This is a genomic window from Mycobacterium sp. ITM-2016-00317, from assembly GCF_002968295.1.
In the GTDB taxonomy this organism is placed as follows: Bacteria; Actinomycetota; Actinomycetes; order Mycobacteriales; family Mycobacteriaceae; genus Mycobacterium.
Window position 1 is genome coordinate 3,331,086 of record NZ_CP134399.1, and the last position, 23,770, is coordinate 3,354,855.

Sequence of the window (23,770 nt, forward strand, 5' to 3'; positions counted from 1 at the left end):
CTCCGGGTGTCGGAAGAGACGCACGCCGCGGTGGTGGACACTGCACCCCGGCGGGCAGTGACTGGCGGCGACTTCGAAACTCAGAGTAGGTGCGATCTGATCGGACCGATATCCGTCATCTGACGTATTTCGCTGGAGCCGAACGGTTTCCGGGACGTTACGGGGCGCCGAGTTCGAGTTCGGTGGCGTGCACGGCGGCGGCCACGCGATTGGCGACGCCGAGTTTGCGCAGCACCCGTTCGACGTGGGTGCTGACGGTCCGCGGGGACAGATAGAGCCGCTCGCTGATCTCGGCGTTGGACAGGCCGCCGCGCAGCAGCGCCAGGATGTCCTGCTCGCGCGGGGTCAGGTGAGCTCTCGCCTCGGCGCGTAACCGCGTGACGTACTTGGTGAACAGCGGGCGGGCCGTCTCGATCATGCAGCGGCTGCGCGCCGAGAACTGCGGGTGCTCCATGTTGGCCTGGCACATGCCGACGACATCGCCTGCGCCGTCGTGCAGCACCATCAGGAAACCGTTCGTGAAGCCCTCCGGGCGCAGAATCTCCGCGCCGCTGTAGGACTCGGCGAACTCGGGTACGTCGAACCAGTCGGTGATCCGGGTGTGGTCGGAGAACTGCGTCTGAAACTCCGGCATCGACTGGATGTCCGAACTCAGATACGTTGCCACGGAATCCGAATAGCCTACCGACTTCACCAGTGCGAACCCCGCGCTCTGCGGAGGCTTGTAGGCGACCAGGAAGGTGTCGCAGCCCGTCTCGACGCGCAGGAAGTCGATCGCGCCGCGGATGCGCACCTCGGTGTCGGTGGAGGCCATCGCCGTGGCGATGGCCGTGAAGTCAGGAGCATCGATGTCCGTGCAAGTCATCGGCGCCTCTCCGTCCCCGAGATCTGCGATGTCGGGAGACAGTGCACTACACGCGGGCGTCGGCGATGTTCGGTGACTGTTTCTTAGCTGTTACAGCCGTCGTGAGATGGGCCACACGACGGCGTGCGGGTCGCGAACCCGCGCTACCACTTCCCGTCCGTGACCGCGTCCGATCCGCCGACGCCCAGCGCGACCGCGTCCGCGGGGTCGACCGGCACGAACGGATCTTCCGCCACACCAAGGTTTTTGCCGACACTGGTGAGGTTCGCCAGGTTCTCCGGCGGGTCGAGGTCGCACATTGCGCGGCCGAGCACAGGTGCACGAACACCCGCCCGCCGGCCCGAGTCCCATGCCCGCAGCCGGCGCGCAACTGCACGCCCGTGGGTCTCCTGCCCGGTGACCTGTCCCTCGACGGTGGCTCCGGTGCCCAGCGGCACGGCGACGAACTGGCGGATGAACCTGTCTCCGGCGTTGATGCCGTCCAACCACGGATGCTTCGGCAACGCCACATAGTTCTGCGGCTGCCCGACAAGATGCTCGATCCACGGCAGGCCGCTGACCGCGCACACCTTGCCGGCGCCGACTTGCAATGCGGCGGGTTCGGACGCTTCGAACGACAGCCACATGGCCTCGCGCTGGTAGCTCGGTAGCATCACCCCGCCGCGCGACAGCCATTCGCTCGGTGCGGTATCCGGGTAGTCGGCGACTCTGCGCAGCGGAAACCGGCCCAGACCGGGCGGCAGCGGATGCAACCCCGACTCGGGCAGCCACAGTGTGCGCTGGGAGTCCACCGTCACCGGACCCAGTACCGCCGGGGTCCCCGTCGACTTTCAGCGGCTCCATGTCCCCATGCCTACCTCCGTGTCGATGAGTCGACTATGGATAGCAGCCGGCACTGACATCGCTGGTGTACCGCGGGCCCGGTGTAGCGTCGAAGGCATCCTCGTTGAGGGGGTGGGAAAGTGCCTGCGATCACCGGACCGCCGCGGCGGCCGACGGCGTTGCTCGTCGCGATGCCGGTCGTTTTGGCGATGACTGTGGGCTGCGGCGCGGCCTCCGACCCGCTCATCGTCTCCGACCAACCCGAAACCACCCTGCCTGTACCACCCCTGCCCCCGGTCCCGTTCCCCTTACCCAGCGATGTTCCGCCGGTGCTGCTGCCGAGTGCGGTCCCGCCGGTGCAGCTACCGAACGAGGTCCCACCCGTGCAGCTGCCGAACGCCATCCCACCGGTACCACTGCCGAGCGCGATCCCGCCGGTCCACCTGCCGAGCGCCATTCCGCCCATGCCGTTTCGGTAGCCGGTCGGAGTTGCGAAACCGCAGTTACCGCCGCCGACTGCGGCGGTGAGGGCAGCACAGAGAACGAAGACCCCCGAGATCGATGTCGTTGCTATGTCCGACGCCAACCCGGAGGTCTTCGCTGTTCCCGTGTTGCCAGTACCTAGTCGAGAGTGTCCAAAAGGGCCGGCAGCTCTGCGACACTGTTCAGGATGTGGGTCGCGCCCGCCGCGGACAGCTGCGCAGTGTCGTGCGCACCGGTGAGCACACCTATTGCCGCCCGCGCGCCGGCGCGAAGGCCACTGACGATGTCCGAGGACGTATCCCCGACGACAACCATCGAGCACACCGATTCGGCCTCAGCGCGCATCAACGCGGTGAGCGGCATGTCCGGGTGCGGGCGGCCGCGAACACCCGGGCCCGGGCACAAGACGACGTCGGCAAAGTTCTGCCAGCCCAGGGCATCGATGATGGCCGACTGAGTTTCGGCGGCGAAGCCAGTCGTCAACGCAGACTTGATACCGCGGGAACGCAATGTCTGCACGACGTCCTCGACGCCGGGGATGGGACTGCAGTTGCCCTCGGCAACCAGTTGCGCGTAAGCGCGCTCGAACTCCATGTTCGCCGCCTGCGCCTGCTGCTCGTTGCCGCCGGCCAAGTGCCGGAAAACGACGATCTTCGACTGCCCCATGGTCTCGGAGACATACCTCAGCATCTCCTCGCGGTCGGCGGGCGTCGCCGAGAGGCCGGCGTGCTCGTCGGCGGCGAGGAACGCTCGCTGCACCAGCCCGCTGTCCTCAACGGTCGTGCCTGCCATATCGAAGACAACCAGACTTATCGACCCGGTGGTGTTGTTGCTCATAGCTTTCCTCTCAATTAATTGGCGCCTCAACGGCGAGTTCGGCTCTTGCTTCCCGGGCTTGGCGCGACTGACTGGGGTCGCCGAGCCTTGCGGCGGGGTGTCACTGCATACACACAGCAACGCGCGGAGCGGCCCCGGCGCGGGCGGCCGCGACGGCGTCGTCTATCTGCTTCAGCGGATACGGTGCGGACACCAGATCGGCGAACAGACGCTGGCATTCACTCCGTTGCAGGAAGTCGACGGCTTCAGCGAGATCGCCCACCCGGTAGTTGTGGCTACCGACCAATGTGGTCAGGTTCTTCACGTAACCGCTCGGCTCGAAGGCGATCTCCGGAGAAGGCGACACCGAACCTGCCAGCGCAATCCGTCCGCCCATGTCGACCACTGCGAGTGCGCTTTGAACCGCCCTGTTGTTTCCCGAGAGCTCAAACACCACGTCGGCACCTTGTTCGGCCGCTGCCGCCGCCAGGTCGTCAGGGGCACAAGTGACTGTGGCACCGAACTCCCTTGCGGCTTCGCGACGGCCCGCATCGACATCGCAGGCCACGATGTTCTCGACGCCGAGATCACGGGCGTAGGCGACCGCGGTGAGACCGAGCATCCCACAGCCCAGGACGATCACGGCGTCCTCGGCGTTCAGGCCCACCCGCCGCGCTGCGCACACCACCGTGGCGGTGGCACAGTTCGCCGGAGCCGCAATAGACGCGGGAAGGTCATCTGGCACCCGCACCAGGCCAGTGCCGGCGATCAGATGACAGTGCGTGGCCAAGCCTCCGTTGAGGCGCCAGTGGTCGTCCATCGCTTCATGGCCGTACTTGCGCACTGTCAGGCACTTCTGGGGAATGCCGCGTAGACAGCGCCTGCATTGCCCGCACGCGGTCCCGATGGTCCACGTGATGCGGTCACCGATCCCGAGCTGCTGCCCGTCGTGTGCGGTGACGTTCCCGCCGGTTGCCACGATGGTCCCGACCGTCTCGTGTCCGAGCACAGTGGGCAGAGGTGTGGGCCGGTCACCGTTGATGGTGTGCAGGTCACTTCCACAGATGGTAGCCAGCTCCACATTCACCAGCACCTCCCCGCTCCGCAGGACTGGGAAGGGTTGGGGTTCAACCGAGAATCCCGCCTCCAGCCCTGACCAGACAGCTGCGGCAATGTTCTCGGCACCGACGGTGACGCGGTGTTCGTCACTGCCGTTGATGATTGCAGTCATAGTTTTCTCCTTCTGTGTCAGCGACGGATGGTCAGGGCCACACAGGCGCTGGCCACGCACGATGCGGCGACGATCGGGAAGATCAGCGAGGTGTTGCCTGTGTCATCCATGATGTAACCGACGAGTGGCTCGGCAGCACCCGCGAACAGGTAGGAGAAGAAGTTCACCACACCCGTTGCGGTGCCTGCCATCTTCTTGCCTGCGATGTCCGGGCACAGGGCCCAGAACGACGACTGCGGTCCGTAGACGAAAAAGCCGGTCAGGAACAGCACAATGATGCCGGCCACGGTACCCAGATTAGCGAGGTACATCGTCATCGCGGCAACGGCGCCCAGCAGCATGAACAGGATGATGGGCACATCTCGGCGCGATCCGAAGATCCGGTCCGACAGCTGGCCGTTCGTGAGTGCGCCCACGGCCATGCCGACCGGCAGTGCCACCGAGATCCAGAGCGGACTGATGCCCCCTTCGCTCTGCTTCCAGTCGGCGCCGAGGAAGTACACCGGGACCCAGATCAACAATCCGTAGCGTGCGGCGTTCTGAAAGCCGATCGCGACGCCTGTGGACCAGATTTTCGGATTACGCAGGACTGCCTTGTAACGCTCCAGTGAACGTCCCGGGTTGGCCTCTGCCACAGACTCTTCCACGTGCTCTTCATCGCGGGTGAACGAGGCGGGCGGAATGATGTTGGCTTCCTTGGGGTTGTCCCTGGCGACCAGGTAGAAAACCACGCCACCGACCAGCATCAGGAGTACGGGGATACGGAAGATCCACTGCCAGTCGAGTTCCAGTGTGTCCACCACGATGGTGGAGGTCACGAAGGCCAGGACCGACGCCATCCCTGCTGCGAAAGTGTAGAAGCCGAAGCTCTTGCCCCTTTCGTGGGGACCCCACCAGTTCGAGATGACCCGGCCGCCGCCAGGCCACCCCATGGCCTGAGTGAAACCATTGACCCCCCAGAACATGCTCAGTGACTTCGAGCCAACTGAGAAGCTGGTGCACCAGTTCATGAGGGTGGACAACACCGCACCCAGGCTCATCATCTTGCGCCCTCCGAACTTGTCTGCGAGGTTGCCGTTGATCATCTGCCCGACCGCGTAACACCACAGCATCGCGCCACTGATGGCACCCAATGTGGTTTTACTGAGGCCGAGATCAGCCTCGATTCCGGGGATGGCAAAGCCGAAGGTCTGCCTACCTGTGTAGAAGAATAGGTAACAGAACATGGCAGCCAACAACATTCGCCATTTCAAACGGGAGAACTTCGCCTCCGAAACGGCGAGCTGATCGAACTGGTTAATCGATCTTTCATGCGTGTCAGACATCTAGTCCACCAATCGGGTTGTGGGTCTACAGCGTTGAGACGGTCTGGGATTGCTGGGAGGCGAGTGTCGTTGCCACCCAGAAGGCGTCGTAGTTGTGCACGTATGCCGGTTCGCCGTAGGGCTCGTCCAGCGGGGCCGGACGCGGCAATCGACGGTTGACGATGAACGGAACCTGCACTTCACCGAGCGCTCCATGGGAGCGCAGCGGTGCGTCCAAACCGCTGAGGTCGTGCCACTCCGCGTATCGCCCCAGCGCAGTCCCTGCCTCGGCGAGTAGTACGACGTCTCCGATCCTGTCGGCCGGTAGCCGATAGCGTTCCGCAGCCTCGCGGCGGGTGTGCGCATGGGAAACCCCTGGCAGCATCCGTAATCGATCGATGACGAGCGCATGGTCCACACCGGCGGGCAGATAGACGCTGGCGAAGGAACCCAATGCTCCGTGGTGGGCCGTGTAGGGATCGGTGATCGGCAGGATCACACGCGCTCCGTCAACGCCGATGATGCGACGGACCTCGTCTTCGACATACAGGATGTTCGGCCTACCGTCGGCGTCGGTCTTGGCACTCATTCCGTGGTCGGCGGTGACGACGACCACCGCACCCAGGTCATCGAATCGCTTTATGTACGAATCGATCATCGCGTAGAAGGAGTTCGCTTCCTCGGTGCCCGGAGCATGCTTGTGCTGGACGTAGTCGGTCAAGGTCACATACATCAGATCGGGACAGCGAGTCTCATAGATGGCAGCACCTGCGGCCAGCGCGAACTCGGACAGCTCGGCTGAGTACACCGCGGGCAGGGGCTTGCCGACGAGTTCGAGCACGTCCTCAATACCGTTGGCTGCCAGGGTGACTTCGTCTGCCTTCTCCGCGGAGAAGCAGATGCCGGTGCGCCGAGGCTCGACCAAGCCTTCCCCGCCATCGAGAGGTGGCCCTTTGTCGACCAGTCCCGCCCCGAGCAGTCGCCGCAGTTTGTCCTTCGCCGTCACGACGACAACGTCAAGGCCGGCGGCGGTGGCGGCGGCGAAAATCGTCGGCGCACGCAGGAACCGGCTGTCGTTCATCAGCATCTCTGTCCCGGTCTCGGTGTCCAGGGTGTAGTTACCGCTGATGCCGTGAACACTTGGTGGCTGTCCGGTGGCGATCGAAACGTTGTTCGGATTCGTCAGCGCGGGCATTGCGCAGTGCCCGGGCCATGAGCTGCCATTGACATCGAGCATTCGGCTGAGCGAGGGCATCCGGCCGGCGCTCAACGCGGCTGCGTGATACTCGGGTTCGCTTCCGTCAATGCAAATCACGACCACCGGAGCGCCCGGCATCGTGTATGTACGGCCGTTTACACCGAATGAAGAAGAAAGCACGTGCGGGCTCCTGGTACGGGCGAGTGGAACAAGATCGCTCGTAACAGTGCAGGTGACGAACGCCACATAGAACCCCCGACTTGGCTATCGGAGCCATAACCGCACCAGCGGCACGGTCACACAGGCCAGCTCGCAAGCTTTCGGACCAAGGCAACGAACGCCTCCTCCGGAGGAGTCAGCACGCGATCAGCTCGCCGCACCAGATACGCTGTTCGGCTCGGCGGAGCCGGTTCCACTGACAACGCAGCCAGCAGCCCGAACTCCCGCTCGCGCGCGGTGGCGTGTTCCGAAAGTAGTGCCACCCCCAGACCCGCATGCACCGCCTCCTTGAGGGTGTCCGGCCCCCACAGATCCCATTGCTCAACGGAGCCCAGTCCCCAGAGTCTGAGGGCAGCTTCCTGCTGGCGCCGCGTCGCGGAGCCCATCTCGCGCATCAGGAACCGTTGCCCCGCTAGATCTTCGGCCTTCAGCTGCACTCCACACAACGGCGCATCAGGAGCTGCGACGAGAACCATCGCCTCTTCGAACATTGGCGTCGCGACCAACTGCTCCTCGCTTGGGAGCTCGGCGCATAATCCCAGCGCTACCTCGCCGCGCACCAGCCAGTTCTCTACCGCGTCCTCGTTCCCCACGCGAAGTTGGCACTCCACCCTGGGTGCCTGTTCGGTGAACTCAGCCACCAAGCGAGGCAGTAGGTAGGTGCCGAGAGTAGTGGTACCGGCCACCACCAGTCGTCCGGCCTGCAGCCCCTGCAGACCGGCAACGTGATGCTCCAAGCTCGAAAGCAGCTCGAACACCTTGCGGGCGTGCTCGATGACGACCTCGCCAGCCGTGGTAGTCCTGGCGCCCTGCGAAGTTCGCTGGACGAGCTGTATCCCGAGCGAATTCTCCAGATTCCGGACATGATTGGATACTGAGGGCTGACTCATGAAGAGGCGCTTGGCGGCGCCGGAAAACCCTCCGGACTCGGCCACAACGATCAGCACTTCGAGTTGCGTCAGGCTCAGCACACTGCATACATTATCCAACGGATATTGCGCTGATCCGTCAGCACCGCCGACGGAGCGGTCTGCACCTCAACAGCCCGCGAGATCTCGGCCTCGGTCGGACCGGCACCGATATCGTCGCGATGGTGTATTGCGCCGGTGGCACTTTGACGGCCGCTAGACCGCGCAGAACCTCACCGGTCGGTGCTGACGGCATCACCGCCGATACGTAGTTCCGTCACTGTGACGCGGCCTCGGATGCAGACGTGGAGAACGGCACCGGCACTCCGGCTCCGACATCGTTTCGCACGGCTACGGTGCCGCATCACTGGCACCTCGACGTCGGCGTGGTGCTCGGCCGCGGTACCGGGTGACCCGACCGGATCAGTGCTTGCGCGTTCCGTTGTACGTGCTGCCCCACGTGTTCGCGAAGAACTCGGAGTCGAAATACTTTGAAAAAAGGTGCGGTACAGCGTGAAACTCAAAGGGTACCTCCACCGATCGCCAGCCGATTCTGACCTCGGTGACGTTAAGCGCGTCGGCGTCCGCACACACGCGTAGTCGACTACCCCCGGTGCGCAGCGGCCTAGCTGTGCCCCGACCGCTTCGGTGTCGATCAGCGACCACACCTCGGCGATCCTGGAGTCGGGCGGAACCGGTAGAACACATGCTCGGTGAAAGAGATCTGCGCGCCGGTCGGTTCGAAGCTGCGAAACCGCTGCTCCGGTGTGCAGCGGAAGGGCAGCACGGCGCCCAGCACATCGTGCTGCGCGACGACGATCTCGGCGTGGAACTGCAGATCCGGTATCGCCGCGGTGTCCGATTCCAGCATCTCCCGGACCCGGCCAACCCCAGTGGTCGCCTGTTGTGGACCGCGTCGTCACAGACGAAGTGCCCCAGGTCCTCCCGTCGCCTCTCGTTGAGGCATTGCAGGTAGCGCCCGTAGGTCTCGGTCAGCGGCAGATCGTTCACGACTCCTCCTTCGAATTCGGTTTCTGTGCAGTGACGTCGTCAATGATCCGGCGATGTCCCACACCTGGGGGCAGCGTGGCCGGGTCGAGGGGGTTGAGGACGATGTCGGTGGCCCCGGCGTCGTAGTAGCGCTGCACACGGCGCCGGATCACACCGGCGTCGCCCACAGCGGCCAGGTCGGCGACCGAGTCGACGCCTTCGCGTTCGATCACCCTGACATAGGACGGAATCGCTCGTAGAACGCGAGTGCGCTGGCGGCGAAGCCGTGTCCGTCCTCGGGGTCCTCGGTGGGCAACACGGGCACCTGCGCGATGACTCTGGGTTTCGGTCGGCCCGCTTGCGCGGCGGCAGCCTCAATGACCGATCGCCCACGGCCGCACCAGCCGTCTCAGGACGCAGCCGCGGATGCCGACCCTTCTCCCCGCGAGCGCGCCACGGTGATGCCCACTTGGTCCCAGGCGTCGACGACCGCTTGCCGGACGTCAATTCCGAACAGCTGCTGGGCTTTTGCGCCGGTGGCGTCGGCGAACTGCTGGAAGTCCGTCCTCCTGCTCGACGCCTTGAGCGTCTCGTACCAGATGCGCCCGGGCGCCTCCCACGCCTGGCCGCCGATGTTCACCGCAGTGAGGTAGAACGCGCGATTCGGGATGCCGGAGTTGATGTGGACACCGCCGTTGTCGCCGCGCGCGGTATCCGGCAACACCACGAAGTCACGCATGTGCGCAGGTTGCGGATCCTTGCCCATCGTCGGGTTGTCGTAGGCGGTCCCGGGATTCTTCATGGATCTCAGGGCGTCGCCGGCGTGACTCGGCGTGAAGATGTCCGCACCGATGAGCCAGTCGGCGTCCTCCGCGGGCTGCCCGAGCGACCACTGCTTGACCAGCGACCCGAATACGTCCGAAATCGACTCGTTGAGCGCTCCCGGCTGGTTGTGGTACACCAGTGCGGCCGTCGTCTCGGTAACTCCGTGTGTCAGCTCGTGCCCGATCACGTCGAGTGCACCGGTGAAGTCGGCGAACAGGACGAGGTCGCCGTCACCGAACACCATGTGCCTACCGTCCCAGAAGGCGTTGTTGAATTCTTCGCCGTAGTGCACGTAACCGTCCAGCCGCATACCGGCTCCGTCAATCGAGTCCCGGTCGAGAACGTCTGCGTAGAACTGCCGGGTCCAGCCCAACCCGTCGAACGCCTGGTTCACCGCCACCTCCGACACCGGCGGCGCCTCCTCCGTGCGCACCAACACGGCGGTGGCGAGCGATTCCCGGTGTTCTGCGTCGAAGATCGTGCGCCTGCCCTGTGCCGGGGTGGCCAGATCGCCGGCGATCGCAGGGTGGGTCGACCGTGCACCCCGCAGGTGGGCGCTCGTGACGAGTGTCCGTCGTGCCGCCTCCCGCACCTGGGAGTCGTCGCAGTCCACCAGCCGGTCCAGGAGGTGCGGCGGCATGATGCAGTTGAGTTCGTGGAAGATGCTCATCGTCGACTTCAGTCCCTCCAGTTCATCGGCAAGCGGTCCCCGACGTGCCTGCCACCCTTGACGCTAACGCCGGGGCCGCGCTGACGCGTGTCGCGCAGTACGCGAGTCGGACCGTGGATGTCGATCCGCTGTCTACCGGCTCCGAAGCCAATCGCGCAGACGAGCGAATTCGGGGGGCACACTGCCGTCGGTCGCCTCCAGAGTCCTGGACGCGTCACCCTCGTGGATCTCGACGACGTAGGTCTGGGCGTCGCGCAGATTCTCATTCGTCGGACGTGGCGCCGCCAACGAGGCTTCGGCCGCGGCGATCAAACCGGCCAACGCCCGGCTGTTCTCGGGCGCAAGGGAATCGGTGTCGACGACGTGCTCGGGCCGACCGAGGCCGCCCAGTTGGCCGCCATAGGTCTGCAACGACACTCTCATCGCGCCTCTCCATGTTCCTGTGTCGCTCGGGACACCGTGTTGCAGATAAGACCCTGCCCGATGGGTCGGTCATCGGCATGAGTATTGGTGCACATCGAGTGGACATTCGATAGCGGCCGGCGGCGCTCAGCGACCGAGTTGCGCCGCGATGGCCTCGGTGTCGATCAGCGACCAGACTTCGGCGATCCGGGAGTCCCGGAACCGGTAGAAGACGTGTTCGCTGAATGAAATCTGCGCTCCGGTCGGTTCGAGGCCGCGGAACCGCTGCTCCGGTGTGCAGTGGAAGGTCAGCACGGCGCCCAGCACATCGTGCTGCGCGACGACGATCTCGGCGTGGAACTGCAGATCCGGTATCGCCGCGGTGTCCGATTCGAGCACTTCCCGGTACCCGGTCAATCCCAGTGGCCGCTTGTTGTGGATCGCGTCGTCACACACGTACTGCCCCAGGTCCTCCCACCGTCTGTCGTTGAGGCACCGGAGGTAGCGTCCGTAAGTCTCGGTCAGGGGCAGATCGTTCATGGCTTCTCCTTGGCGTTCGGCGTGTGCTGATGACTGTCGGTCAAGGGCCTGGCGTTGAGCATGACTCCAGCGGGCATCCGTCACTCCCTCATCCGGTCAGACCGCGTAGCGGATCCGATATTTTTTGGATACGAGGTGTCCGAAAGGCACTTCAACGAGACGAGGTTTCATGACCGATACCGCCGAAGCCTTCGACGGCGGGATCCTGATCTCCGCCCCGCATCGCGAACTGCTCGATCAGGTGCTCGACAAGTGGTCGCTGAGCGTGCTGAACCTGCTCTGCGAACAACCACGCCGATTCAACGACCTGCGACTCGCGATCCCCGCGGTGACCTAGAAGTCGCTGACCGCGAGCCTGGGCAGGACACTTCGTCAGCCGATCCTCGTTCTGCTCGACTGGGCCGAGGCCCACCTGCCGGAGATCGAACGGGCCCGTGCGACATACGACGCCGGCTCTTTCAGGTCAGACTGAGCCAAACTGTCGCTTCCTCCGCGCATCCGACATCTACTGGGGTCGATCCGTGTTTCTGACGCGATAACCCTTTCCCGGAGGCCCATCCATGTACCGCCACCTCGCGCGCACCGCCCTGACACTTGCCGTCCTGAGCTCGGCCGTGGCCTGTGGCAGCGGCGACGACGGATCCGGTGGTTACACATTGCGTATCGGCGCCACGTCTCCGACCGGCACTCCCGCCGGGTCGCTGGGCTGGGGCGACAAGCAGGGCATCCTGGCCGAGCAACTCAAGGACGCCGGCGTCGACAAGATCGAGTACGCGTTCTTCCAGTCCGGCAGTGACGTCGCATCGGCCTTGTTCGCCGGGGCCGTCGACGTCGCCGCCATCGGCGACAACCCGGCGCTGCGCGCTCGCAGCCGCGATCCGAAGGTCGTTCTGCTGACCCTCGACTCGATCAACGGCGATGCGTGGCTGGTCGGCGCCAAGGGTGGACCGACCGACATCGAAGGCCTGGTCGGCAAGTCGGTGACCGCGCCGCAGGGCACCATCCGCGACCGGGCGGCCAAGCAGCTGATCGACGCGGCCGGCCTGAACGGCAAGATCCAGGTGCGTGACGTGCCGACACCCGAATCGATCGCCGGTCTGAGCTCGGGCCAGATCGACGCCACCGTCGTCACCGGTGCCAGCGCTATCGAATTGCAGAGCAAGGGATTCCCGATCATCGACAGCCTGTCCCGACACGGCCTGGGCAGCACCGGCACCAACATCGCGCTGTCCACCTTCACCGAAGAGCACCCCGACTTCGCCGACGCCTGGCGCCAGGCCGTCACCGCGGTCAACAAGGACATCCGCGAGAACTTCGACCAGTACGCCGAATGGGTCGCCCAGACCGGCGGCACCGACATCGAGTTCGTCAGGGAGTCGACGCGGCCCGACGAGTTCAACACCGAGCCGTTCCCGGCGCAGGGTGTGGACCAGCTCCAGGCCGCCTACGACTTCCTCGAAGCCGACGGCTCCCTGGAAGGCCAGTACTCGGTTCGCGAGTGGGCCGGAGCGCAGTCGTGACCGTCGTCGACGCACCGGTTCGTCCGGAAAGGCCCGCACCGCAACTGATCGACGTCGTCGCCGGGCACCGCCGCCGGCGCGGGATCTGGGCGCGGATCCCCCGCCCGGTCCGCCGGATGGTCAGCCCGGTGCTCGTCCTGGCCGCGTGGACCATCGGCTCGGGCACCGGACTGCTCAACACGGATCTGTTCCCTCCGCCGTCAGATGTCGCCGTCACCGCATGGCGTCTGCTGACCGAAGGCCAGCTCGCGCTGCACATCGGCACCTCGACCACCCGGGTGCTGATCGGCACCGTGCTGGGGATCACCCTCGGCGTGCTGCTCGCCGTCTTCGCCGGCCTGACCCGCACCGGTGAGGACCTCCTCGACTGGAGCATGCAGATCCTCAAGGCCGTCCCGAACTTCGCGCTCACCCCGCTGCTCATCATCTGGATGGGCATCGGCGAGGGACCCAAGATCGTGCTCATCACCCTCGGTGTCGCGATCGCGATCTATATCAACACCTACTCCGGGATCCGCGGCGTCGACCAACAGCTGGTGGAGATGGCGCAGACCCTCGAGGTCCGCCGCACCACGCTGATCACCCAGGTGATCCTGCCCGGTGCGATGCCGAATTTCCTTGTCGGCCTTCGTCTCGGACTGTCCAGCGCCTGGCTGAGCCTGATCTTCGCCGAGATGATCAACACCACCGAGGGCATCGGCTTCCTGATGTCGCGCGCGCAGACCAACCTGCAGTTCGACGTGTCGCTGCTGGTGATCGTCATCTACGCGGTGCTCGGCCTGGCCTCCTACGCACTGGTGCGACTGCTGGAGCGGTTGCTGCTGTCCTGGCGCAACGGGTTCGCCGGATTCGAGGCCACGGTATGAGCGCTCCGGTGGTCACCGTGCGCGACCTGCGGCGTGCGTTCGGCGCCCAGCAGGTCCTCGACGGCCTCGATCTGGACATCGCCGACGGTGAGTTCGTCGCGATGCTGGGCCGCTCCGGTTCGGGCAAGAGCACGCTGCTGCGCATCCTCGCCGGGCTCGACGGCCAGGCCGACGGGTCGGTGATCGTGCCGCGCTCGCGGGCCGTGGTGTTCCAGAATCCGCGCCTGCTGCCGTGGCGCCGCGCGCTGGCCAACGTCACCTTCGCACTGCCCGATGCCGGCCCCGACGCACCGAGCAGGACCGCCCGCGGGCAGGCCGCACTCGACGAGGTCGGGTTGGCCGACAAGGCCCGCTCCTGGCCGCTGTCCCTGTCCGGCGGTGAGGCACAACGTGTCTCGCTGGCCCGGGCGCTGGTGCGGGAGCCCGACCTGTTGCTGCTCGACGAACCGTTCGGCGCGCTGGACGCCTTGACCCGACTCAAGATGTACCGCCTGCTGCACGATCTGTGGGCCCGCAGGCACATGGCCGTGCTGCACGTCACCCACGACGTCGACGAAGCCATCCTGCTCGCCGACCGGGTGGTCGTGCTCTCCGAAGGCAAGGTTTCGCTGGATCGTCGGGTGGAGCTGCCGTTCCCGCGCAGCCGCGGCGACGAGGGCTTCGACGAACTTCGCCGCACGCTGCTGGCCGAGCTGGGCGTGCAGGAGGAGGTCGGGCATGACCGCAGCCGGTGACGTCGACGTACATGTCACCGACGTCCTGGTGATCGGCGGCGGCCCGGCGGCCACCTGGGCCGCGATCGCCGCCGCCGAGTCCGGCAGCCGGGTCACCCTGGTGGACAAAGGGTACTGCGGAACCAGTGGAGCAACCGCCGCCGGCGGCAACAACCTGTGGCTGATCCCGCCCGGCCCGCGCCGCGACGAATCCATGCGGGAACGCGAGGCCGCCGCCGGGGGCCTCACCGATGCCGACTGGATGTCACGGGTGCTGTCCGCGTCGTGGGACCGCGTCGAGCAGCTCGCCGAGTGGGGCTACCCGTTCCCGGTCGGCGACGACGGACGGCAGCTCCGCGTCAGCCTGCAGGGCCCGGAGTACATGCGCCGGCTGCGGCGCAAGGCCCACCGCAGCGGGGTGCGCATCCTCGATCACCATCCCGCCACCGCGCTCGCCACCGATACCGATGGAATCGTCAACGGAGCCCACGGGATTGCCCGCCAGGACGGCGGCAGGCAGTGGCGCGTCACCGCCGGCGCGGTGGTACTGGCCACCGGCGGGACCGCGTTCCTGTCCGGGTCGTTCGGCACCAACGTCGACACCGGCGACGGCTACCTGATGGCCGCCGAGGTGGGTGCCGACCTGTCGGGCATGGAGTTCTGCACCGCCTACGCGCTGGCACCGGAATGGGGCATCCACACCAAGGGACGCATGCTGCAGTGGGCCAGCCTCTACGACGAGCACGGTCGGCCCTTCCCGACCGAACGCGGTCTGGCCGGGCGTAAAGACGCGCAACGGGCGCTGGCACGCGGGCAGCGGGTATTCGCCAGGCTGGACCGGGCGCCCGCGCACATCCGGCAGACCATGCGCGACGCCCAGCCCAACTACTTTCTGCCGCTGGACAAGGCGGGCATCGATCCGTTCGTCACGGCCTACCCGCTCCGCATGGTCTACGAGGGCTCGGTGCGGGGCACGGGCGGCCTGCGGCTGACCGGACCGGATTGTGCCACCACCGTTCCGGGTCTGTTCGCCGCGGGCGACGCGGCGACCCGGGAGTTGATCACCGGGGCGATCAGCGGCGGCGGCAGCCACAACGGATCGTGGGCGATCGCGTCGGGAACGTTCGCCGGGCGCGGCGCCGCCGAGTTCAGCCGTCGCCGCGCCGGAACCGAGGTCGCCGCGGCCGACGTGACCGGCCTGGTCGGCATGCGGCCGGGGCCGACCGACGCCCCGACCGTGGACGAGGTGGTGCGGGCCGCACAGGACCACGTGTTGCCGCCGACCCGCAGTCACCTCAAAGCACACGACAGGTTGACCGAGTCCGCTGAGGCCCTCAACGGGGTGTGGCGGGACATCGCCGGTGGGCTGGCGCCGGTGCCGGCGCGGGAGGCGTACAAGACCCGGCAGGCCGTGGCGCTGGTCGCCACGGCGCGGTGGATCACCGCGGCGTCGTTGACGCGCACCGAGACGCGGGGCCTGCACCGCCGTGAAGACCGGCCCGCCACCGATCACCGGCAAGCGCACCGCATGCTGGTCGGCGGATTCGACGAGGTGTGGACCGCGCCGGATCCGGTTTTGCCCCAATTGGTTTCGGCAGAGGCGGTGGCATGATCGAGATCGTCAGCGCCGCCGCCTGCATCGCCTGCGACGTCTGTGTCAAGGTCTGCCCCACCGACGTGTTCGACCGCGGCGAGGACGGCATCCCGGTGATCGCCCGGCAGTCGGACTGCCAGACCTGCTTCATGTGCGAGGCCTACTGCCCCGTCGACGCGCTCTACGTCTCCCCCGTCTCGGCGCCCGTCGACTCGGCCAGCCCGCATGCCGACGAAGCCGCGGTCAGTCGCGCCGGCCTGTTCGGCGGGTACCGGGAGATGGTCGGCTGGGGCCGTGGCCGGACCGCGGGCGCCCTCCGGGACCGCAACCCCCTCCTGAAAGCGGTTCCGCCGCTGCCGGAGTCGCGACTTCCTGCGCCTGCGAACCTCGCGGACACCCCCTGGAACCACACCGACGGCTGAGCGCCGCGGCCGCCCATTGACATGCAAGTATTTACTTGCCTATTGTCGAGTTGTGGGCGACGTCTTCAAGGCCTTGGCCGACCCCACGCGGCGCACCATCCTCGATGAGCTGACCGACCGGGACGGCCAGACACTCTTCGAGATCTGCGCACGGTTGGCGACCAAGCACGGCATCAGCGCGTCCCGCCAGTCGACGTCCCAGCACCTGGATGTGCTGGAGTCGGCGGGCCTGGTCGAGACCCGTCGCGACGGCCGCTACAAGTTCCACCACATCAACGTCGAACCGTTGCGCGACATCGCCGAGCGGTGGGTGACGCGCACCGACTCCGAGGAGGGGACGCCATGAGAATCAGCTACGCGAGCATTTTCGTCGACGATCAGGACAAGGCACTGCGGTTCTACACCGAGGTGCTGGGCTTCGAGAAGAAACACGATGTTCCGGTGGGCGGGCCGAGATGGATCACCGTCGTCGCCCCGGAGGATCCCGACGGCGCCGAACTGGTCCTGGAGCCTGACGGTCACCCCGCGGTGAGACCCTTCAAGGACGCGCTCGTCGCCGACGGAATCCCCTACACCGCGTTCGTCGTCGACGACGTCCGCGCGGAGTACGCACGGCTGCGCGACCGCGGCGTCCAGTTCACCCAGGAACCCGCCGACATGGGTCAGGTGACCACCGCGGTGCTCGACGACACCTGCGGCAATCTCGTGCAGATCCAGAGCACCACCGGCTAGGACGTCGCCCGCATCAGCCCTGGCTGCGGTTCCACTCGATCCAGCCCACCCCGGTGCGGCCATCCGTGGTGGTCACCGTCCCCCATGCGCGCGGGAACTGGCTGAGCCTGCCGTCTTTGGAGGTGAGCAGCACCGGGGCGTGCCCGCGGATGTCGATGGTGGCCGTGATGTCGCCCGGCGCGTAGTCGACCTCGGCCGAAACCGGTAGTCCGTTGTCCGAGAAGGTGGTTCGCGCGGTGACCTCGGTGAGCTCGACGAGCCCTTCCCCGTCCCGCTGGGCATAGCCGATACCAATCGGTGGTGTGCCGGGGATCAGGAGCTGCACCCCGTGCAGGTGGGTGCCGTCGTCGAGGTGCAGTGCGGTCCACACCCAGTCCATGCTCCACCAGTCCCGCGCCGCCCACGAGTGGTCACGCTGACCCGGGACGGCAGTGAACTCGTGGGTACGCCCGTCGGCCACCACGGTTCCCGTTACCGTGCAGGGGATCTCGTAACGTGGAGAGATGCGGTACTGATACGGCTGCCCGACCGTCGTCCAGGTCAGGTCCATCGAGACCTCGACCGGTCGGCCTGGCTCGCCGCGCAGTATCGCCGCGGCGTCGTCGTGGGCCTCTCCCCGTCCCCGTAATGCGACCCGGCAGGTGCGCAGCGGCGCCGGCACGTCGATGTCCAGCTCGATGCCGTCGGACCGGACGCGCGTGTGATCCTCGGGCAGCGGGGCGTCGAAGTCGAGCATGGCGATCGTCGGACCGCCCGGCACGCACAACAGGCCGTTGATCCACGCATGGTTCTCGTTCGGGATCAGTCCCAACCGGATCCAGCCGCCGATCTGCTGGTCGGGATCGACGAAGTCGAGGTACCAGCTCTCACTCCACAGCGGCTCGTCGGTGGGGTCGTGGCGGCCGTCGTCTTCCGGGTTGGGCTGCAACGGTTCCGGCGTGGTCGGGGCGGGCAGCAGGGCCAGTGCGTCGGTGTCCAGGACGTGCTGACAGTTGCGCGCGATCATCGCCATGAACATCTCGTCGCCACGCTCGGTCCGCTCGACGAGCATCGGCGACACGATGGCCATGAGCACACCGAAGAAACTCTGGCGGCGCACGCCCTCGCGAACCTCGTCGAGGCTCACCCCGGCCGCGCCACCGAGGGCGTCGTGGTAGACCGCCAACAACCGGTCGTAGTGCGCCCGGCGCTGGTCGACGGGCAGCGCGCAGCCGAGGAAGTACGCGACATCGGTGAACGCCGGGCCCCAGGTGACGGTCTGCCAGTCCACCACCGTCACCGGGCGTTCGGAACCCTCGGGTCCGAACAGCATGTTGTCCAGCCGGAAGTCGCCGTGCACGAGCCCGTGCCGCACGTCCGGGGCACCCTCGGCATCCATGAAGGCATCGAATGACGCGACGAACCGTTCGCACACATCCCGGTGTTCGGGCGCGAGCTGATCGCGGTAGCGGTCGAGGTACCCGGCGTACAGCGCGCTGATCAGACCTTGGTTCACCGGTGACTCGCGATTCAGCCACTGCGCGTCCTCCAGTGCCTGATCGCCGAGCAGACGACCGTGCACCACCCCGATCTGCCCGAGCGCCAGTGTCGCCTGTTCGACTGTGGCACCGCGGATCTCGTCACCGACCTGGGCGGGATCGGCGTCGCCGAGCAGGAGGTCGAACGCGCCGCTCGCCGGGTCGTAGGCTCCGTGATAGCAGGGTGCGACGGGTCCGCCGAGACCTGGTGCGATATCGGTGTAGAACCGGACCTCGCGTTCATAGAGTCCCATCGCCATGCCGGTCTGGCGGCTGCTCGGGTCGGCCGCCGCGACCTTGAGCACCACCGAGGCCGGACCGGAGCCGTCACCGTCGTAGCGCAGCGCGACGCGGTAGCACTCGCTCATCTGGCCGGTGCCGATGCGGTCGAGGGTGAACCCGCTGACGGTGCCCTGTCCGAGCACGGTGGTCAGCCATTCGGCGGTCAGGTCGGCGGGACGTTCGATCAACTGTGGACGCAACGAGGACTGCACGCGGCCAACCTATAGCAGCGTCCGGCCCCGGAAGACCGCATCGACAGAATTACTTGACGGACGTCAACTAGGGCTGGTCTGCGGACGTGCGGCGGCGCGGCGTGTCCAGCCATTTGGCGATCCGCGGTTCGAGGATCGCGATCAGCGCCGCAACGAAGAACCACATGACCGATAGGACAATCGTCGTGTGCCAGGCGTCATCGGATAACCCCTCGTCGTTCTCGGCGTGGAAATACGGCGTCACGATGAAGTACTGAATGGCGGGCGCGGTCGCGATACAGAACGCGAGACCGGTGGTGGCGCCGAAGGCCGCTCGCAGCAGCAGGGCGCGCGGAGTCCTCGTGGCAGGTGCGGCGATGTGGTGTGCCAGCAGGATGGACATCAGCATCACGCCGACGACGACGGCCAGCAGGTCCCATTCGCCCGGCCCCAGGATGAACGCCACCGCGCCCGCGACCGTCGCCAATGCCAACGCGCCCGGGTCCACCCGTGGTCGATCGAAACCTGTCGGCATTTCTGGATGCGCCCCCATGAGGTCACTGTAAAGCCTGACATGGCGAGCTCACGTGACAAGCAGCGCCGACGGCCGCCCGTACTGTGGACTCGGTCCGGGCGGTAGGGTCCGGCCCGACGGCGACGGAGGGGGACACATGAAGGTTCTGGTTACCGGCGGCACCGGCTTCGTCGGTGCGTGGACAGCGAAGGCCCTCCAGGAGGCGGGCCACGACGTGCGGTTCCTGGTCCGCAACCCCGACCGGCTGACCACCAGCGCCGAGAAGATCGGCGTCGACATCGGCGACCACGTCGTCGGCGACATCGCCGATCCCGCCGCCACCTCGGCCGCCCTGGAGGGCTGCGACGCGGTGATCCATTGCGCGGCAATGGTTTCCACAGATCCCGATCGTGCGGATGAGATGCTGCACACCAACCTCGAAGGCGCTCGAAACGTGCTCGGCGGCGCCGTACGGGCCGGCATCGACCCGATCGTCCACGTGTCGAGCTTCACCGCCCTGTTCCGTCCGGATCTCGACGTGTTGCACGCGGACCTGCCGGTGGTCGGTGGCAGCGACGGCTACGGCCGGTCCAAGGCCGCGGTCGAGGCGTACGCCCGCGGCCTCCAGGACGGCGGCGCGCCGGTGAACATCACCTATCCCGGCATGGTCCTCGGCCCGCCCGCAGGTGATCAGTTCGGCGAGGCCGCGGAGGGCGTGGAGGCGTCGGTGAAGATGCGCGGTGTGCCCGGCCGGAGCGCGGCGTGGATCGTCATCGACGTCCGGGATCTGGCCGACCTGCACGTGGCCCTGCTCGAGCCGGGTCGCGGCCCGCGACGTTACATGGCGGGCGGACAACGGGTTCCGGTCGACAAGCTGGCATCGATGATCGGCGCGGCCGCCGGCCAGACACTGCTCGTCTACCCCGTACCCGACATCGCGCTGCGCAGCGCGGGCAGGCTGCTCGACGTCGTCGGACCGTTCCTGCCGTTCGAGACGCCGATCAACTCGGCGGCGATGCAGTACTACACCCAGATGCCGGAATCCGACGACGAGCCCAGCCGGCACGACCTCGGCATCATCCAGCGCGACCCCGCCGAGACGATCGCCGACACCGTCGAGGGTCTCCGCCAGGTCGGCAGGCTCTAGCCGGGGCGCAGCCTCAGCGCCGCGGCAGTGGCCGGCCCGACGACGCCGTCGGCGGTCAGGACCGGTGTCCGACGCTGGAATTCCCTTACCGCCGCCTCGGTTTCGGCTCCGAAGACGCCGTCGATGCGCAGTCCCCCGGCGTACGCGGCGTAGGCATGCTTGAGCCGTCGCTGGAGTTCGGCGACGTGCGGGCCGCGGGAACCGCGACGAAGCAACACGGCGTCGCGGCCGGCGGCGGGGATGTCCATCCGACCGGCGATGTCACGGCGCAACCGGTCCATGTCGATAGCCCCCGGATCCCATTTGCCCTGTGCGCGGCCGGCGTACTCCTTGTGTCCGATCGCGCGGCCGGGCGGCCGGCCGAGGTGCCGGAGGATCGCCGCACAACTGTCGACCATCGCGAGGTACTGGGCATCGGGCCAGTTGCGTCGGTGCGGCGCGGCTGGACTGGTTCCGGAATTGGCACACTCGACGCCGATCGTGTGCCGGTTGCCGCTGTTCGCCGGCAGCCACGGGTAGTCGCCGGCCCCGGCGTGCCACGCCACCCCGGCCGCGACGACGGTGACCGTGCCGTCCCTGGCGATGTGCAGTTGCGACAGCGGGCCCGCCAGATCGGGAGACCCGAAGGCGACCGACGCCGCGGTGGCGGTGTCCGAACCGGTGTGGTGCACCATGACCCCACGGATGTCGGTGAAGTCGCCGTGGCCGCGCCGCCGCCAACCACGGAACTCGACGACGTCCAGCCCGGTAGCGCGCAGCACATCGGCCAGCCAGACCGGGTTACCGCGCCGGCCGACGGGTTGCGGCATGCGCAGACACCTCCGGAAGGATCGGTACGTTGGGGCCGGTCCCCCATCGAAGCACGCCGACGGCCGTGTTTGTCCGGCGGCCGGACGGGTAGCCGGTCCTCGTGTCGACTGCTTCCCATGAGCCCTCCGAGATCACCAGTGCGCCGATCGTCCGGCGCGAGACGTCGGCCTCTCGACAACAGGTCTGGGACGTCATCGCCGACGGCTGGACCTACTCCCAATGGGTGGTCGGCAACAGCCGCATGCGCGCCGTCGACCCGAAGTGGCCGCAGCCGGGCAGCACCATCCACCACTCGATCGGGGTGTGGCCGGCGCTGATCAACGACAGCACGCTCGTCGAGTCGTGGACCCCTGAGCACGAACTTGTGCTGATCGCCAACGGCCGGCCGTTCGGCAAAGCGCGAATCACCCTGCGCCTCCAGGATCTCGACGACGGCGGATGCCTCATCGAGATGGCCGAGGTCCCGGTGACGCCGCCGCTGAGTTGGTTGCCCGAGCGGGCGGCACTGGCCCTGGTCTTCCCGCGCAACCGTGAGACCACCTGGCGGTTGGCGGCCATCGCCGAGCGTCGCGCTTCGGATGACAGCTAGCCTCTCGCCCACCGACACCGCAGATGCTGTGGTGATCGGCGCAGGTCACAACGGTCTGGTCGCCGCCGCGTTGCTCGCCGACGCCGGCTGGGACGTCGTCGTCCTGGAGGCCCAGGATGAGCCCGGGGGCGCCGTACGCAGCGCCGAACTGGTGCCCGGTTACGTCAGCGACCTCTACAGCGCGTTCTATCCGCTGTCGGCGGCCTCGCCGGTGCTGCGGTCGCTGGCGCTGGAGGACCACGGACTGCGCTGGTCACACGCCCCGGCCGTGGTCGGGCACGCGCGCGCCGCCGACGACACCGACGCACCGGTCGTCTATCGCGACATCGACCGCACCGCAGCAGAACTCGATCGACACCACGCCGGCGACGGGCAGCGCTGGATCGATGCGTTCGAACTCTACAAACGGATCGACAAGCCCCTGCTGAACACGCTGTTCGCCCCGTTCCCGCCCGTGCGCGGGCCGGTGGGACTGCTCCGCGGGCTCGGCACCGCCGAAGCGCTGCGACTGGCTCATCTTCTGCTGCTGCCTGCCGGCGAACTCGCCCGGAACCTCTTCGGCGGGGAGGCCGCCCGCCTGCTGGTGCTCGGCAACGCGATGCACGCCGACGTGCCGGTGGACGCCCCCGGAAGCGGTGTCATGGGCTACCTGATGATGATGCTGGCGCAGGACGGAGGTTTTCCCGTGCCCGTCGGCGGCGCGGGACAGCTGACCCGGGCGCTGGTGAGCCGGGCCGTCGCTGCCGGCGCGCGCGTCGAATGCGGCCGTGACGTCGCCTCGATCGACGTGCGCGGCCGGCGTGCCACGGCCGTCCGGTGCACCGACGGGCGCGTGGTGCGGTGCCGCCGCGCCGTCATCGCGAACACCTCGGCCCCGGCGCTGTACCGGCACCTCCTGCCCTCCGACGTGCTGCCCCGGCATCTGCGCGACGGACCGGACAGATTCGTCTGGGACACCCCGGTGCTCAAGATCAACTATGCGCTCGACTCTGCGATCCCCTGGCGGTCCCCGGCCCTCGGCCAGGCCGGGACGGTCCACCTCGGGGCCGACCACGCCGGACTCATCCGGTGGATGGCCGACCTCAACACCGCGACACTGCCCGAGCAGCCGTTCCTGCTGTTCGGGCAGATGACCACCGCAGATCCCACCCGCTCCCCCGCCGGGACCGAAAGCGCCTGGGCCTACACGCATCTGCCCCGCGAACTGACCGACGACGGGTCGGCGGACAAGGTGGCCGCCGCCGTCGACGCGGTCGTCGAGAGCCATGCCCCGGGCTTCGCCGAGCGCATCGTCGGGAAGGTGGTTCAGCGGCCGTCGGACCTCCAGGCCAGTGATGCCAACCTGCACGCGGGGGCCGTCAACGGCGGCACCGCGCAGCTGTTCCAGCAGGTGATCTTTCGTCCGGCCCCGGGACAGGGCCGGGCACAGACACCGCTCGACAACGTCTTTCTCGGTAGCGCGGCGGCACCGCCCGGCGGCGGGGTGCACGGGATATGTGGGCGCAATGCGGCCCGCGCGGCGTTGGCCGCCGACGGCGCCCGCGGGTGGCCCCGTCGCCGGCTCAATCGCCTCGCTACCAAAGTCCTGCTCGGCTGAACC

25 protein-coding genes and 1 pseudogene are annotated in these 23,770 nt (G+C 67.2%); 11 read left to right on the forward strand and 15 right to left on the reverse strand.

Annotation, left to right across the window (positions count from 1 at the left end; translation table 11 throughout):
* Nucleotides 1-157 precede the first annotated feature (157 nt).
* The 12 genes from C6A87_RS15825 to C6A87_RS15880 all read right to left on the reverse strand — a co-directional run bounded on the left by C6A87_RS15825 (nt 158) and on the right by C6A87_RS15880 (nt 11,273).
* Nucleotides 158-865 carry a response regulator transcription factor gene (locus C6A87_RS15825; protein WP_311113155.1) on the reverse strand — a complete coding sequence of 236 codons (708 nt, stop codon included), beginning with the start codon at nt 863-865 and terminating at the stop codon, nt 158-160.
* Between the two features lie 143 nt (nt 866-1,008).
* Nucleotides 1,009-1,662 carry a hypothetical protein gene (locus C6A87_RS15830; protein ID WP_311113156.1) on the reverse strand — a complete coding sequence of 218 codons (654 nt, stop codon included), beginning with the start codon at nt 1,660-1,662 and terminating at the stop codon, nt 1,009-1,011.
* A 646-nt stretch (nt 1,663-2,308) separates the two neighbouring features.
* Nucleotides 2,309-3,007, reverse strand: coding sequence for a phosphonatase-like hydrolase (locus C6A87_RS15835; protein ID WP_311113157.1), 699 nt, complete (start codon nt 3,005-3,007; stop codon nt 2,309-2,311).
* 100 nt (nt 3,008-3,107) lie between these two features.
* Complete coding sequence (locus C6A87_RS15840; protein WP_311113158.1) at nt 3,108-4,217, reverse strand: zinc-binding dehydrogenase; 1,110 nt, start codon at nt 4,215-4,217, stop codon at nt 3,108-3,110.
* 17 nt (nt 4,218-4,234) lie between these two features.
* The gene (locus tag C6A87_RS15845) at nt 4,235-5,542 is read right to left on the reverse strand and encodes an MFS transporter (RefSeq protein ID WP_311113159.1); all 1,308 of its coding nucleotides are present in this window, start codon (nt 5,540-5,542) and stop codon (nt 4,235-4,237) included.
* A gap of 25 nt (nt 5,543-5,567) precedes the next feature.
* On the reverse strand, nt 5,568-6,899 hold the full coding sequence (gene phnA / locus C6A87_RS15850) for a phosphonoacetate hydrolase (RefSeq protein ID WP_311113160.1): 1,332 nt from the start codon (nt 6,897-6,899) through the stop codon (nt 5,568-5,570).
* Between the two features lie 116 nt (nt 6,900-7,015).
* Nucleotides 7,016-7,909, reverse strand: coding sequence for a LysR family transcriptional regulator (locus C6A87_RS15855; RefSeq protein WP_311113161.1), 894 nt, complete (start codon nt 7,907-7,909; stop codon nt 7,016-7,018).
* A 592-nt stretch (nt 7,910-8,501) separates the two neighbouring features.
* A complete protein-coding gene (locus C6A87_RS15860) occupies nt 8,502-8,717 on the reverse strand; it encodes an ester cyclase (protein ID WP_311113162.1) in 216 nt (71 codons plus the stop codon).
* A gap of 136 nt (nt 8,718-8,853) precedes the next feature.
* Nucleotides 8,854-9,069, reverse strand: coding sequence for a hypothetical protein (locus tag C6A87_RS15865; protein WP_311113163.1), 216 nt, complete (start codon nt 9,067-9,069; stop codon nt 8,854-8,856).
* Between the two features lie 176 nt (nt 9,070-9,245).
* Entirely contained in the window at nt 9,246-10,331 is a 1,086-nt protein-coding gene (locus tag C6A87_RS15870; RefSeq protein ID WP_311113164.1) for a M4 family metallopeptidase, read from the reverse strand.
* 132 nt (nt 10,332-10,463) lie between these two features.
* Nucleotides 10,464-10,754 (reverse strand): protealysin inhibitor emfourin, encoded by a 291-nt coding sequence (locus tag C6A87_RS15875; protein ID WP_311113165.1) that lies wholly within the window; start codon nt 10,752-10,754, stop codon nt 10,464-10,466.
* A 126-nt stretch (nt 10,755-10,880) separates the two neighbouring features.
* Nucleotides 10,881-11,273 carry an ester cyclase gene (locus C6A87_RS15880; RefSeq protein ID WP_311113166.1) on the reverse strand — a complete coding sequence of 131 codons (393 nt, stop codon included), beginning with the start codon at nt 11,271-11,273 and terminating at the stop codon, nt 10,881-10,883.
* A 169-nt stretch (nt 11,274-11,442) separates the two neighbouring features.
* Here C6A87_RS15880 and C6A87_RS15885 point away from each other — a divergent pair.
* The 8 genes and pseudogenes from C6A87_RS15885 (at nt 11,443) to C6A87_RS15920 (ending at nt 17,120) form a co-directional block, all read left to right on the forward strand.
* Nucleotides 11,443-11,745, forward strand: a pseudogene (locus tag C6A87_RS15885) (winged helix-turn-helix transcriptional regulator).
* An 88-nt stretch (nt 11,746-11,833) separates the two neighbouring features.
* Nucleotides 11,834-12,793, forward strand: coding sequence for an ABC transporter substrate-binding protein (locus C6A87_RS15890; RefSeq protein ID WP_311113167.1), 960 nt, complete (start codon nt 11,834-11,836; stop codon nt 12,791-12,793).
* Nucleotides 12,790-13,659, forward strand: coding sequence for an ABC transporter permease (locus C6A87_RS15895; protein WP_311113168.1), 870 nt, complete (start codon nt 12,790-12,792; stop codon nt 13,657-13,659). The genes C6A87_RS15890 and C6A87_RS15895 overlap by 4 nt, the downstream gene beginning before the upstream one ends.
* Entirely contained in the window at nt 13,656-14,393 is a 738-nt protein-coding gene (locus C6A87_RS15900; RefSeq protein WP_311113169.1) for an ABC transporter ATP-binding protein, read from the forward strand. Before C6A87_RS15895 ends, C6A87_RS15900 begins: the two co-directional genes overlap by 4 nt.
* Nucleotides 14,377-15,984 carry an FAD-binding protein gene (locus C6A87_RS15905; protein ID WP_311113170.1) on the forward strand — a complete coding sequence of 536 codons (1,608 nt, stop codon included), beginning with the start codon at nt 14,377-14,379 and terminating at the stop codon, nt 15,982-15,984. Before C6A87_RS15900 ends, C6A87_RS15905 begins: the two co-directional genes overlap by 17 nt.
* Complete coding sequence (locus tag C6A87_RS15910) at nt 15,981-16,388, forward strand: ferredoxin family protein (RefSeq protein ID WP_311113171.1); 408 nt, start codon at nt 15,981-15,983, stop codon at nt 16,386-16,388. Before C6A87_RS15905 ends, C6A87_RS15910 begins: the two co-directional genes overlap by 4 nt.
* Nucleotides 16,389-16,440: 52 nt before the next feature.
* Entirely contained in the window at nt 16,441-16,734 is a 294-nt protein-coding gene (locus C6A87_RS15915; protein ID WP_311113172.1) for a metalloregulator ArsR/SmtB family transcription factor, read from the forward strand.
* Nucleotides 16,731-17,120 carry a VOC family protein gene (locus tag C6A87_RS15920; protein ID WP_311113173.1) on the forward strand — a complete coding sequence of 130 codons (390 nt, stop codon included), beginning with the start codon at nt 16,731-16,733 and terminating at the stop codon, nt 17,118-17,120. Before C6A87_RS15915 ends, C6A87_RS15920 begins: the two co-directional genes overlap by 4 nt.
* A 13-nt stretch (nt 17,121-17,133) precedes the next feature.
* On the opposite strand, the gene C6A87_RS15925 is transcribed toward C6A87_RS15920, so the two are convergent.
* The gene (locus C6A87_RS15925; RefSeq protein ID WP_311113174.1) at nt 17,134-19,131 is read right to left on the reverse strand and encodes a phosphotransferase; all 1,998 of its coding nucleotides are present in this window, start codon (nt 19,129-19,131) and stop codon (nt 17,134-17,136) included.
* 67 nt (nt 19,132-19,198) lie between these two features.
* Nucleotides 19,199-19,618 (reverse strand): hypothetical protein, encoded by a 420-nt coding sequence (locus C6A87_RS15930; protein ID WP_311113175.1) that lies wholly within the window; start codon nt 19,616-19,618, stop codon nt 19,199-19,201.
* Nucleotides 19,619-19,781: 163 nt separating this feature from the next.
* Between C6A87_RS15930 and C6A87_RS15935 the strand changes: the two genes are divergently transcribed.
* Nucleotides 19,782-20,771, forward strand: coding sequence for an SDR family NAD(P)-dependent oxidoreductase (locus tag C6A87_RS15935; protein ID WP_311113176.1), 990 nt, complete (start codon nt 19,782-19,784; stop codon nt 20,769-20,771).
* Here C6A87_RS15935 and C6A87_RS15940 read toward each other — a convergent pair.
* Nucleotides 20,768-21,580, reverse strand: coding sequence for an N-acetylmuramoyl-L-alanine amidase (locus tag C6A87_RS15940; protein ID WP_311113177.1), 813 nt, complete (start codon nt 21,578-21,580; stop codon nt 20,768-20,770). The genes C6A87_RS15935 and C6A87_RS15940 overlap by 4 nt on opposite strands.
* Before the next feature lie 101 nt (nt 21,581-21,681).
* Between C6A87_RS15940 and C6A87_RS15945 the strand changes: the two genes are divergently transcribed.
* Nucleotides 21,682-22,170, forward strand: a complete 489-nt coding sequence (locus C6A87_RS15945) for an SRPBCC family protein (RefSeq protein ID WP_311113178.1) — start codon at nt 21,682-21,684, stop codon at nt 22,168-22,170.
* Nucleotides 22,160-23,767, forward strand: coding sequence for an NAD(P)/FAD-dependent oxidoreductase (locus C6A87_RS15950; protein WP_311113179.1), 1,608 nt, complete (start codon nt 22,160-22,162; stop codon nt 23,765-23,767). Before C6A87_RS15945 ends, C6A87_RS15950 begins: the two co-directional genes overlap by 11 nt.
* The last annotated feature ends 3 nt before the right edge of the window (nt 23,768-23,770 follow it).

Excerpts from the sequence above, each read along its gene's own strand:
- C6A87_RS15920 (WP_311113173.1), top strand. The coding sequence starts at position 16,731 with ATGAGAATCAGCTACGCGAGCATTTTCGTCGACGATCAGGACAAGGCA.
- C6A87_RS15845 (WP_311113159.1), bottom strand. The coding sequence starts at position 5,542 with ATGTCTGACACGCATGAAAGATCGATTAACCAGTTCGATCAGCTCGCC.
- C6A87_RS15935 (WP_311113176.1), top strand. The coding sequence starts at position 19,782 with ATGAAGGTTCTGGTTACCGGCGGCACCGGCTTCGTCGGTGCGTGGACA.
- C6A87_RS15900 (WP_311113169.1), top strand. The coding sequence starts at position 13,656 with ATGAGCGCTCCGGTGGTCACCGTGCGCGACCTGCGGCGTGCGTTCGGC.
- C6A87_RS15880 (WP_311113166.1), bottom strand. The coding sequence starts at position 11,273 with ATGAACGATCTGCCCCTGACCGAGACTTACGGACGCTACCTCCGGTGC.
- C6A87_RS15910 (WP_311113171.1), top strand. The coding sequence starts at position 15,981 with ATGATCGAGATCGTCAGCGCCGCCGCCTGCATCGCCTGCGACGTCTGT.
- C6A87_RS15835 (WP_311113157.1), bottom strand. The coding sequence starts at position 3,007 with ATGAGCAACAACACCACCGGGTCGATAAGTCTGGTTGTCTTCGATATG.
- C6A87_RS15950 (WP_311113179.1), top strand. The coding sequence starts at position 22,160 with ATGACAGCTAGCCTCTCGCCCACCGACACCGCAGATGCTGTGGTGATC.
- C6A87_RS15875 (WP_311113165.1), bottom strand. The coding sequence starts at position 10,754 with ATGAGAGTGTCGTTGCAGACCTATGGCGGCCAACTGGGCGGCCTCGGT.
- C6A87_RS15905 (WP_311113170.1), top strand. The coding sequence starts at position 14,377 with ATGACCGCAGCCGGTGACGTCGACGTACATGTCACCGACGTCCTGGTG.
- C6A87_RS15890 (WP_311113167.1), top strand. The coding sequence starts at position 11,834 with ATGTACCGCCACCTCGCGCGCACCGCCCTGACACTTGCCGTCCTGAGC.
- C6A87_RS15840 (WP_311113158.1), bottom strand. The coding sequence starts at position 4,217 with ATGACTGCAATCATCAACGGCAGTGACGAACACCGCGTCACCGTCGGT.
- C6A87_RS15825 (WP_311113155.1), bottom strand. The coding sequence starts at position 865 with ATGACTTGCACGGACATCGATGCTCCTGACTTCACGGCCATCGCCACG.
- C6A87_RS15860 (WP_311113162.1), bottom strand. The coding sequence starts at position 8,717 with ATGCTGGAATCGGACACCGCGGCGATACCGGATCTGCAGTTCCACGCC.
- C6A87_RS15940 (WP_311113177.1), bottom strand. The coding sequence starts at position 21,580 with ATGCCGCAACCCGTCGGCCGGCGCGGTAACCCGGTCTGGCTGGCCGAT.
- C6A87_RS15870 (WP_311113164.1), bottom strand. The coding sequence starts at position 10,331 with ATGAGCATCTTCCACGAACTCAACTGCATCATGCCGCCGCACCTCCTG.